Genomic DNA, 9820 nt, shown 5'->3' with positions numbered 1-9820 from the left:
ATGACACACAAGCATGTTCTGATCATCGGCAGTGGTCTGGCCGGGCTGGGCACCGCCATCCGGCTCAGTCAGCAGGGGTACACCGACTTCGTGGTGCTCGAACGCGGTAATGACGTCGGCGGCACCTGGCGGGACAATACCTATCCGGGTGCGGCCTGCGATGTGCCCTCGCACCTGTATTCGTACTCCTTCGCGCTGAACCCGGAGTGGACGCGCTCGTTCTCACCGCAGGCGGAGATTCACCGGTACATCCGCGGTATCGCCGACCGGTACGACGTCCGGGACAAGCATGTCTTCGGGTGCGAAATGACCGGTGCGAGCTGGAACGAGACCGATTCCCGGTGGGAGATCCAGACCAACAAGGGTCAGTTCACCGCCGATATCGTGGTCTCCGCGGTCGGGGTGCTCTGCGAGCCGAGTCTGCCGGATATCAAGGGAATTCATACTTTCGAGGGGAAGATCTTCCACTCCTCGCGCTGGGATCACGAGACTGATCTGGCGGGCAGCCGGGTCGCCGTGATCGGCGCCGGCGCCTCGGCCGCCCAGATCGTGCCGTCCATTGCCTCCGAGGTCGCGCACCTGGACGTCTACCAGCGCACTCCGCAGTGGGTGCTGCCGCATTTCGGGCGCCGGTACCTGGCGTTCGAGCGCTTCGCCTTCAAACATGTTCCCGGCCTGCAGCGTTTGATCCGTGCGGCCATCTACGCGAACCGTGAGCTGTTCGTGGTGTTGCAGACCAAGTTCCCGCAGGCAGCGGTGCTATTGGAACTGATCGCACGCATCAAGATGCGGTACGAGGTCCGTGATCCCGAGCTGCGCAAGCAGCTGACCCCGGACTACCGCCTGGGCTGCAAGCGCATGCTGATCTCGAATGAGCTGTACCCCACGCTGGTTCGCGACGATGTCGATCTGGTCAGCGATGGCATCAAGGAGATTCGGGGACACTCGATCGTATCGGAGGACGGCACCGAGCGTGAGGTGGACGCCATTGTGCTGTGCACCGGCTTCCGGGTCACCGACTCGCCGACGTGGGAGGTGTTCCGCGGCCGCGATGGGCGCACACTGTCCGAACTGTATGACGCCGAGGGTATTTCGGCCTACAAGGGGACGGTCGTCGCCAACTTCCCGAACGCCTTCGTCATGCTCGGCCCGAACTCCGGGCTGAACTACACCTCGCTGATCTACATCATCGAATCCCAGATCAACTACGTTCTCGACGCGATCAAGACGATGGAGCAGCAGGGTCTGCAATCGGTCGAGGTCCGAAAGGACGTGCAGGACAACTACCATCAGCAGTTGCAGGAGAAGATGGCCGACAGCGTCTGGGTGACCGGCGGCTGCACCAGCTGGTTCCTGGACAAGAACGGCAAGAACGCCACGCTGTGGCCGGACTTCAGTTTCCGCTTCCGGCAGAAGCTTCGGAAGTTCGATGTCGAGTCCTACGACACCACGCCTCGCGTGGCCGAGGTGAATGCTTGACGTGGTGATAGCGGATTCGTCGCTGGTCCTGTGAGACGATGCCCGTTGTCCGGCAACACGTCTGGACGGGGTCGATCGGCAGGAGTGAACGTGGAGTCGGGGTCTTTCCGGCCGGATCTGTCACATCGGCATCTGGCGCGATTCACCGAGCAACTGCGTGCGGCGATGCCGCCGGCGCTGTGGCAGGTGATCGAACCGTGGTCGCATCGGCCGCTGCACTGGCACGACGGCACAGGCGACAATACGGGCGATGTCTATGGCTTGGACCGGGCGCAGGGGAGTGAACCGGCCGTGTGCCAGGTCCATGCGCCGATCGCCTGGCACCGCGTCGTCGCCGAACTTCCCGAGGTGTACTTCCGTCATCCCGCTCCGAGTGCGGCGCAGTTGGGCGCGCTGTGGGAGTTGTTGGCTGCCAGGGGACTTCGTCCCGCAATCCATGTCAATCTGATGCCCTGGCTGCCGACCTGGACGCACGAGAATGTGACGCCGGGGGCGTGGGCGGTGGATGTACTCGGCGTCGCCGCATCGGGAGGCGAGATCGACCCTGCGGAAGCCGATGAGCTGGCAAAAGTACTCAACGGTCCCGGTTCCGAGCTGCCCGTGTACCCGACCTTGTTCCGCCCGCATCAGTGGACGTACTGGCCGACGGCTTGAGGGATTCGGTCAAATATCAACGGGCGAAAGCTGTTTGAGTCGCAACCGGCAGTGTCGGCGGTTATGATTCGAAGCGCATCGGGCCGGAGAGAGTGCTCCCGCGCCCCAAGCAGAGCTACCTGTGCCGAGCGGTTTCGCGCCGCGCGCTTCACGGAGGGTCACCTGCTATGGGGATCGATGTCACCACCGCCGAACTAGCCGGGGCTCGCGCGTACTCGCGCACCTGGCTCAACATCTACGACCTATATGTGCTGGGCTTCAACAACCATCTGGTATGGCGTTGCCCCACAAGACATTTGCGGGCACTCTATGACAGCAACATCTCGAACGATCATCTCGATATCGGGGTCGGCACCGGCTATTTCCTGCGCCGTGCGACCTACCCGAGCACTCATCCCCGGCTCACCCTCGTCGATCTGAGCGAACCCGCGCTGGCCGTGACCGCCGACCGCCTGCGCGCCCGCGGCCTCGATCCGGAGGTGCATATCGGATCCGTACTCCAGCCACTGCCCGTCGAGCGCCGCCGATACGGTTCGGTCGCCGCGAGTCTGCTGATGCACTGCGTACCCGGAGGCTGGGACAGCAAGGGCATCGCATTCGCGCATATCGCAGACACTCTCGCCGGTAGCGGCGTGTTCTTCGGGTCGACCGTGCTCAATGTCGGTGTGCCCACCAATTGGCTGAGCCGGGCCACCTCGCGAGCGTTCAACTCCAATGGCATCTTCCACAATGAAGACGATGACCTCGAGGGCCTGCGGGCTGCTCTCGAACGCGAATTCAGCCTGGTGGACATCCAGATGCGGGGATCGATGGCCCTGTGGACCGCCAGACATCCACGGCGCGAACACTGATCGGGCCGCTGAGGTCAGGCCGCTGTACCGCCCTCGGCGTGCAACATGATCGCCAGCGGATGCACCGGCCGCTTCTGCGAGGTGGGCATGAGGAAGGCCGAGGCGTGGTAGCGCCCGCCGCCGGCGAGCGTCACGGTGTCCTCGATCAGTGCGGAAGCATCGGCGCTGATCTTGTCGATATCGAGCTGTCCCAGCAGTTCGGCCACCACGCCGTCGTCGGCGAGCAGATCGGTGAGCTTGCCCCACACCGTGACCGGCACCCGAGTGCCCGGGTCTACGATGACCAGGGTGCCCCCGCCGGTGATCATGCCGCGCGTGGATTGCGGGGTGTACTCGCGGTGTGCGAGCTTCACGGTGATTCCGTGGACGAACAGCGCACCGGCTTCCGGGACTATCGCCGAGGACCAGAAGTGGGTGAATTGGTCGGTGCCGGTGGGGAGCACCGACCAATACGCCTCCGCGCGTGTGCCTTTCGGCCCGGTCCGGGCGTCGTAGTACAGACTCAAGAACGCTTGCACGTCATCGGGGTTCATGAATTTGAGTAGCTCGCGGATCGGCCGGTACTCACCGACCCGGCGTCCGTCGCCGATGCTCGCGAGATCGTCGCCGGCGCTGGAGGTGGCCACGGCTTCGAGATCCATTATCCAGCTGTTGTAATCGGGCCGGGGCGGGACCGGCCCGGGGCCCAGCCAGACGACCAGCCCCACCGGGACCTCGTCCGGTGTCAGCACCCAGTGGGTGCGGAATTCGATCGACCCGGCGCGGGACTGCCGGTCCTCGCGCGGGCCGAAGGTGAGCGCCTCCCGGACGAGCTGCTCGAACAACACCCGGCCCTCTTTGTTGAATCCGAGGGCCATGTCCTCCCTGCGTAGTCTTTTGGCCACCCGTAGCCCCGCTGCGCTGTGAATGACGATGTCCTCCGCCGCCGCCAATCGTGTCGCGATGACGTCCACACAGAGCCAAGATCCCGGAAAGCGCACGCCAGAAACACTAGTCAATCGGCAATGACGTGTGTCAATCGCCGAAAGCGTTGCGGCACAGCAGGTTTGCTGCCCGGTTACCACGGGCTTCGTCATGCGGTTGTGCTATAGTTCGAAAGGCACCGGCTGGAGAGAGATCGCTCCCATTTCGGAAGCAGAGTCCCGTTTCTGGGACGTAGCTTTCGGTTGCATGTGATGAGAAGGATCACCAGCAATGTCCGTGCAAAACATTGATCACCGGCGCGTCGCCGAGGCCGCCGCGGGCGATGCGCTCGATCCGGCGGCACTGCGCCGGCAGATCGGCTGCTATCAGCATCTGGCCGCCATTACCGCCGAGTTGCAGACGCGCCGATTCGGCGGTGTGTGGAGTCCGCCGGAGCGGGGAGCCCTGCACCGCATCGCCGCCGACATCACCCTGCGCCGCAAGGCGCTCGGCGCCGGTATCGACTACGAGCAGTTCACCCTCGAGGACGTCCCGGCGCCGGTGCGAGCGCAGTGGCGCGATGCCTCCGATGCCATGCTCGGGGCCGCGTACGCCATCTATGCCGGTGCTGGATTATTGGCCGCACTCAAGAGCGTTTCCCGGTGAATTCGGCGCCGACCGGGGACGATCTGATCCCGGTCTGGGTGCCGGCGGGCCGAAACTATTGTGTGGGACCGCGGGTCCCATATATCCTCGGAACGGGTGGCGGTCCTGCGCCGCCCCACTGCACGAGGAGACATCGATGACGCTGTCCGATTCGGTTCGCACCGAGTTCTTCGACGCCGACTATCGCGCGGCGCTGGCCACCCTGTCCGACGGATCTGTGCACCGCAGATTCGATCCGTATCTCGATATCGATTGGGATGCACCGGATTTCCAGCTGGATCCGCACGATCCGCGCTGGGTGCTGGCCCCCGAATACGATCCGCTGGGCGCCACCGAGTGGTACCGCAACCTGCCGCTGGACCGGCAGATCGAGATCGGCCGCTGGCGGATCGCCAATGTCATCAAGGTCGGCGCGGCCTTCGAGAGCGTCCTCATTCGCGGAATGATGCAGTACATCATGAAGTTGCCCAACGGTTCTCCGGAGTTCCGCTACTGCCTCCACGAGATGACCGAGGAGTGCAACCACATCCAGATGTTCCAGGAACTGGTCAATCGGATCGGCGTGGATGTGCCCGGCATGCGGCCGCTGTTCAAGATGCTCTCGCCGTTCATCGGTGTCGCGGGCGGCTATGCGCACGTCATTCTGTTCATCGGCATTCTCGGTGGTGAGGAGCCGATCGACCACTATCAGAAGGCGCTGATCCGGCAGGGCGGCAATGTGCCGCCGGCGGTGTTGCGCACCATGGAGATCCACGTCGCCGAGGAGGCGCGGCACATCTCCTTCGCCGGGGAATTCCTCGAGGCGCATCTGTCCCGGATGGGTAAGGCCGGGCGCGCGGTCTCCTCGGTGGCGTTCCCGCTGGCCATGCGCTGGCTCGCGAGCGAGATCATGGCCCCGCCGCGGTCGTTCGCGGCGCAGTTCGACATCCCGGAAGAGGTGATGCGCGAAGCCTTCTGGGAGGGCCCGCATTCGCGCCGCATACTGTCGGGCTACTTCGGCGATATGCGTGCGCTCGCCCGCGATCTGGGGATGATGAATCCGGTGTCGCGGCGGCTGTGGTCGATGCTGCATATCGACGGCGTCGCCTCGCGCTACCGCAGCGAACCAGACAGGCGCGCGGCGTAGCGAATCATTCCAGCGGGAGCGGGCTCGCCGCGAGTTCGCTCAACACCGTGAGCAGCGGACGCTCCGGGTCGAGCGTCAGCCCGTGCCCGCGCGCGACTCCGTCGAGCACACTCCACGCGTAACCCGACACCGCCGCAACCAGTTCCGCACGGCTCAACGCCGGATTCGGGTCGCGGGTCCACCGATTCACCGTCGTCTCGGTCATCGACACGATCGCGAAGGTCATGGTGTCGACCGCCGGCTCATCAACCACGCCGACCACCCCGGCCAATCCCGACACCAACCTGCGAGCCCGCCCGGCGATCTCCGCCTGCAGTCCGACCATCGCCGACAGATCATCCGGATCCCCGACCCCCGGCCCCCGCCGGACGAATTCGTCCCGCCGCGGATGCTCGGCGATCCAATCGACCACCGCCCCGACCGCCCGCGACAAGATCGTACTGATCGACCCGTCATTGACATCCAGCGCCGCATCCACGGTCGCCGCGAACTCGGCACAGATGGCACTGCGCACATGCCGATCCAGGTCCTCCCGCCCGGAAAACTGCCGATACACCACCGATTTCGCAAGTCCGGCCTGCTCAGCGATCTGCTGCATCGGCAGCTCCGCCCCAGGCGTACTCGCATCGAGCAATTCGATCGCAGCGGCGATGATCCGCTCCCGCCGCTCATCATTGTGCGGCTGCCAGCGCGCCTGCCGCCCCCCGACCGCAGCGGGCGTGACTGGCTCGGCACTGGACACCCCGCCGAGTCTAGGCGGGATGTGTCCAGACCCGGAACAGCGGGCGGTGCGGCAGGTTTGTCGATTCCGACGCAGTGCCTGCCACGCGCATATACCCGTGATGGTATCGCTGAGTGATCCGGTGAATCTGACTTACGGGCAGCCGTACCGTAATCGTTGCTACGATTCGTATTATGAAGGCTAATACATCGCTGAGCTTGGACGGCACCGTTCTCGAGCAATCCCGGGAGGTCGCTGCGGCGCTCGGCATCACCTTCTCGGCGTTCGCCGAAGAGGCGCTGCGGGACAAGTTGCTCACCGCCTCCGCGCACATCGCCGCCGACTACGAACGCGCTCAGGGCCGTGCCGGCGCCGAGTACTTTGCCGAGGTCGAGGCCGAACGCGCCGCCATGGCCGAGGCGATTCGCGCCGACGGCGCCCAGTGGTAACTACTGCCACACCCGCGCACGGGGAGCTGTGGCATTACCTGCCCACCATCGCCGGACGCGAGAAACCCTCCTCCCTCGGCAGCGACCGCGTGCTGATCCTGTCCCGCACCGCCGCGAACGCGATCCTGCCGACCGTGCTCGCGGTCCCGGTCGAGCTCGCCCCGAGAATGCCCGGGCTGGCAGTCCCGTTCTCCGACACCGACCCGCTGCCGGGCCTGTCCGCTGTCATCTACCGAATAACCCCTATGTACCGACCGTGGCTGCAAGAACGCATCGGCGTGGTCAGCGAATCCACTCTGCGGCAGGTCGTCGGCGCCCTGGTGAGCCTCATCGCCCCCGACACCGTGATCTCCCCGGAACGGTAGCCGACTCATGCCTGGGTCGCGGTTCCCTCTGGTGCACAAGCAATCTCGTCGCGAGAAGTCAGACCAGTGCAGACCGGGTTCGCGCGTAGGCGCTGACGTCCTCGGCGTATGCCGAAGTATCGCGTTCCGCGAACTGTAGTAGTTGGTGCAGGGCGTCATCGAGTTGCGTGCTGGGGCCGCGGTCTGCGAGTAGGACGACGATCGCCTCCCAGGTTCCGAGGTGCGGATTGGTTTGTGCCAGCAGCTCATCGAGATACCGGTCGGGTTCGAGCAGGCGCAGGGCTCGGCGGGCGTAGGCGTGTACGCGGCGGGCCAGCTCGGCGCGGATGGCCTCGACATCGCTCTTGTGGACATGGCCCTGGAGCTCGGGATCGAGTCGCAGGGACCACATCTCGGTCATCGCGTCGGGTAGCTCGGCGTCGGTCAGCAGGGCGGGACCGGTGGCCTGCTCGATCGGAACGGCGGGGAGGGTGAGTCGTTCGGCACGCCATTGGCAGAACTCCCACCAGGCGGCGGGGGTGGCGCTCAGGCTCAAACCGAAGCGGAGCACCTGCTGTCCACCGGTCCAGGTTCGGAATGTGCGGGTGCGGCCCACGGTTGCCACGCCACCCGGCTCGACCCGAACCCAGGTTGGCTCGTCCCCGTGAAAGCCGTACGGCTGCAGCAGTGTTCCCGTATCCCGCATCAGTCGGCGCAGGGCCGATTCCGGTTTGACCATAGTTCGCACATTAACGGCGTCCGCCGACAGAACGCCCAAACCGGCCGCCCGCCACGCCTGCAAAATTGCGGAACGGGCCGCGATGGCATCGCATGCCGACACGGCGGGCGAGATCTACTGCTGCCCAGGAGATCCCACTGTGACGAAACACCGTCTGCTGCGCTGGATTATCGGCGGTCCGCCGTGGAAAGGTGGGGAGATGTTCGGATCCGTTGAGGTGGTGCACCGGTGATATCTGATTCGGAATTGAATCCTGCCGCAGTCGAAATCGGCAGCTTCTTCCCCCGGTCGCCGGATGCGGTGTGGCATGCGCTGACCGAACCGACTCTGGTCGAGCGGTGGTTGATGCCGTCGATCGGGTTCGTCCCGGCCATCGGAACGCACTTCATCTTCGCGGTGCCCAGCGGCCGGAACGCGACGCAGCCGACCGATGAGATCGCCTGCGAGGTCCTGATGGCCCGGCCCGCGGAGCAGCTGACCATCACCTGGGTCGATCTGCGCGCCGACTATCCGGCGCGCTGGGTGGTGGATTTCACGATCCAGCCCCAGGGCCGCGGCACCCGATTGCTGCTGACCCAAACCGGTTTCGATATCGAGAACCGGCGGCAGAAGATGGCCCGCAATGCCATGGAACGAGTCTGGAAGGGCGCCCTGTCACGACTGCGGCAGGTGCTGGACGACTGACGGGTCGAGCCCGTCAGCTCACCGCTACTGGTTCCCGAGCGGCCTGCTTGCCGACGGTATTGAGGTGACGCAGCGCCTGCGCGTAGGAGTCGAACAGACTGGTCTCGCAGTAGGGCAGTCCGATTTCCGCGCAGAACTCCTCGACCAGCGGCTGCACCCGCAGCAGGCACGGCCGCGGCATGGACGGGAAGAGGTGGTGCTCGATCTGATAGTTCAAGCCGCCCAGCGCGGTATCGGTGAGCCAGCTGCCGCGCACATTGCGTGAGGTCAGCACCTGACGACGCAGGAAGTCGGTGGCATCGCCCTCGGAGAGCACGGCCATACCCTTGTGATTGGGCGCGAACGTGCAGCCCATGTACAACCCGAACAGACCCTGCTGAACAGCGATGAACACCAGCGCCTTGCCCGGCGACAGCACCAGGAACACCGTGGTCAGATACCCGAGCGCGTGTGCGCCGAGCAGCACGCCCTCCCAGACCCGGTGCGGGATCGGCCATTTCACGACGGCCCGGACGCTGGAGTAGTGCAGGCTGCCGCCCTCGAGCAGCAGCATCGGGAAGAACAGCCAGGCCTGGTAGCGGAAGATGAACCGCCGGAAGCCCTTTCCGGCCGCCGCGCGCTCGCCGGAATGCGCCAGCACACCCGAAACATCCGGGTCGGCGCCTTCGGTATTGGGGTGCGCATGATGCCGGTTGTGATTGCTGGTCCACCAGCCGATGCTCAGCCCGATGCCGAGATTCCCCGCGATCACCCCGAACAGGTAGTTGGCCCGCCGGGTGGCGAAGATTTGCCGGTGCCCGGCGTCATGACCGAGGAAGGCGATCTGGGCGAACACCGCCGCCAGGAACACCGCCGTGACAAGCTGCCACCACGAGTTGCCGAGCGCGATGAACACCGCCCACCCGCCTGCGAATGCCGCTGCGGTGACGGCGATCTTCCAGCCGTAGTACCGCAGCTTCCGATCCAATAGCCCGGCCTGCCGTACTCGTCGCAACAACACCGCATATTCACTGCCGCGCATCGGTACGGAATCGGACGCCGTCGGCGATCCGGTCTCCGCCGTCGACGCAGACCGAAGTTGCGCCATATCTACCACCACGGGCTCTGCACATCCTGCCGTCGCTGTTGTAATTGAGCAGTCGGTGTGCCAGCGTATGCCGCTGCACGCGATATCCGAAGTCGGCACAGAACCGTCGGCCTGCCT

At 65.1% G+C, this 9820-nt stretch carries 12 protein-coding genes; 8 read left to right on the top strand and 4 right to left on the bottom strand.

The window, feature by feature from the left end:
• The 3 genes from ABZX86_RS29115 to ABZX86_RS29105 all read left to right on the top strand — a co-directional run bounded on the left by ABZX86_RS29115 (nt 1) and on the right by ABZX86_RS29105 (nt 2984).
• The gene (locus ABZX86_RS29115) at nt 1-1479 is read left to right on the top strand and encodes an NAD(P)/FAD-dependent oxidoreductase (RefSeq protein ID WP_355127851.1); all 1479 of its coding nucleotides are present in this window, start codon (nt 1-3) and stop codon (nt 1477-1479) included.
• Nucleotides 1480-1569: 90 nt separating this feature from the next.
• Complete coding sequence (locus ABZX86_RS29110) at nt 1570-2133, top strand: hypothetical protein (RefSeq protein WP_355127850.1); 564 nt, start codon at nt 1570-1572, stop codon at nt 2131-2133.
• Nucleotides 2134-2300: 167 nt separating this feature from the next.
• A complete protein-coding gene (locus ABZX86_RS29105) occupies nt 2301-2984 on the top strand; it encodes a class I SAM-dependent methyltransferase (protein ID WP_355127849.1) in 684 nt (227 codons plus the stop codon).
• A 14-nt stretch (nt 2985-2998) separates the two neighbouring features.
• On the opposite strand, the gene ABZX86_RS29100 is transcribed toward ABZX86_RS29105, so the two are convergent.
• Entirely contained in the window at nt 2999-3964 is a 966-nt protein-coding gene (locus tag ABZX86_RS29100) for a hypothetical protein (RefSeq protein ID WP_355127848.1), read from the bottom strand.
• Between the two features lie 214 nt (nt 3965-4178).
• On the opposite strand from ABZX86_RS29100, the gene ABZX86_RS29095 reads away from it, so the two are divergent.
• Complete coding sequence (locus tag ABZX86_RS29095; RefSeq protein WP_355127847.1) at nt 4179-4553, top strand: hypothetical protein; 375 nt, start codon at nt 4179-4181, stop codon at nt 4551-4553.
• Between the two features lie 136 nt (nt 4554-4689).
• Complete coding sequence (locus ABZX86_RS29090) at nt 4690-5679, top strand: diiron oxygenase (RefSeq protein WP_355127846.1); 990 nt, start codon at nt 4690-4692, stop codon at nt 5677-5679.
• 4 nt (nt 5680-5683) lie between these two features.
• On the opposite strand, the gene ABZX86_RS29085 is transcribed toward ABZX86_RS29090, so the two are convergent.
• The gene (locus tag ABZX86_RS29085; protein ID WP_355127845.1) at nt 5684-6421 is read right to left on the bottom strand and encodes a TetR/AcrR family transcriptional regulator; all 738 of its coding nucleotides are present in this window, start codon (nt 6419-6421) and stop codon (nt 5684-5686) included.
• A gap of 173 nt (nt 6422-6594) precedes the next feature.
• On the opposite strand from ABZX86_RS29085, the gene ABZX86_RS29080 reads away from it, so the two are divergent.
• Both ABZX86_RS29080 and ABZX86_RS29075 read left to right on the top strand, forming a co-directional pair.
• Nucleotides 6595-6849: a hypothetical protein gene (locus ABZX86_RS29080; protein WP_355127844.1), complete on the top strand. Its 255-nt coding sequence runs from the start codon at nt 6595-6597 to the stop codon at nt 6847-6849.
• Nucleotides 6843-7214, top strand: a complete 372-nt coding sequence (locus ABZX86_RS29075) for a hypothetical protein (protein ID WP_355127843.1) — start codon at nt 6843-6845, stop codon at nt 7212-7214. The genes ABZX86_RS29080 and ABZX86_RS29075 overlap by 7 nt, the downstream gene beginning before the upstream one ends.
• 58 nt (nt 7215-7272) lie before the next feature.
• Here the strand turns inward: ABZX86_RS29075 and ABZX86_RS29070 are convergent, their stop codons facing one another.
• Nucleotides 7273-7932 carry a hypothetical protein gene (locus tag ABZX86_RS29070; RefSeq protein WP_355127842.1) on the bottom strand — a complete coding sequence of 220 codons (660 nt, stop codon included), beginning with the start codon at nt 7930-7932 and terminating at the stop codon, nt 7273-7275.
• 228 nt (nt 7933-8160) lie between these two features.
• Here ABZX86_RS29070 and ABZX86_RS29065 point away from each other — a divergent pair, with 228 nt between their 5' ends.
• Entirely contained in the window at nt 8161-8616 is a 456-nt protein-coding gene (locus tag ABZX86_RS29065) for an SRPBCC domain-containing protein (protein WP_355127841.1), read from the top strand.
• 13 nt (nt 8617-8629) lie between these two features.
• On the opposite strand, the gene ABZX86_RS29060 is transcribed toward ABZX86_RS29065, so the two are convergent.
• Complete coding sequence (locus ABZX86_RS29060) at nt 8630-9637, bottom strand: acyl-CoA desaturase (RefSeq protein ID WP_355127840.1); 1008 nt, start codon at nt 9635-9637, stop codon at nt 8630-8632.
• Nucleotides 9638-9820: the final 183 nt, after the last annotated feature.

This window comes from Nocardia sp. NPDC006630 (assembly GCF_040611495.1).
GTDB lineage: Bacteria > Actinomycetota > Actinomycetes > Mycobacteriales > Mycobacteriaceae > Nocardia.
This window is presented reverse-complemented; position numbering and strand designations above follow the sequence as displayed.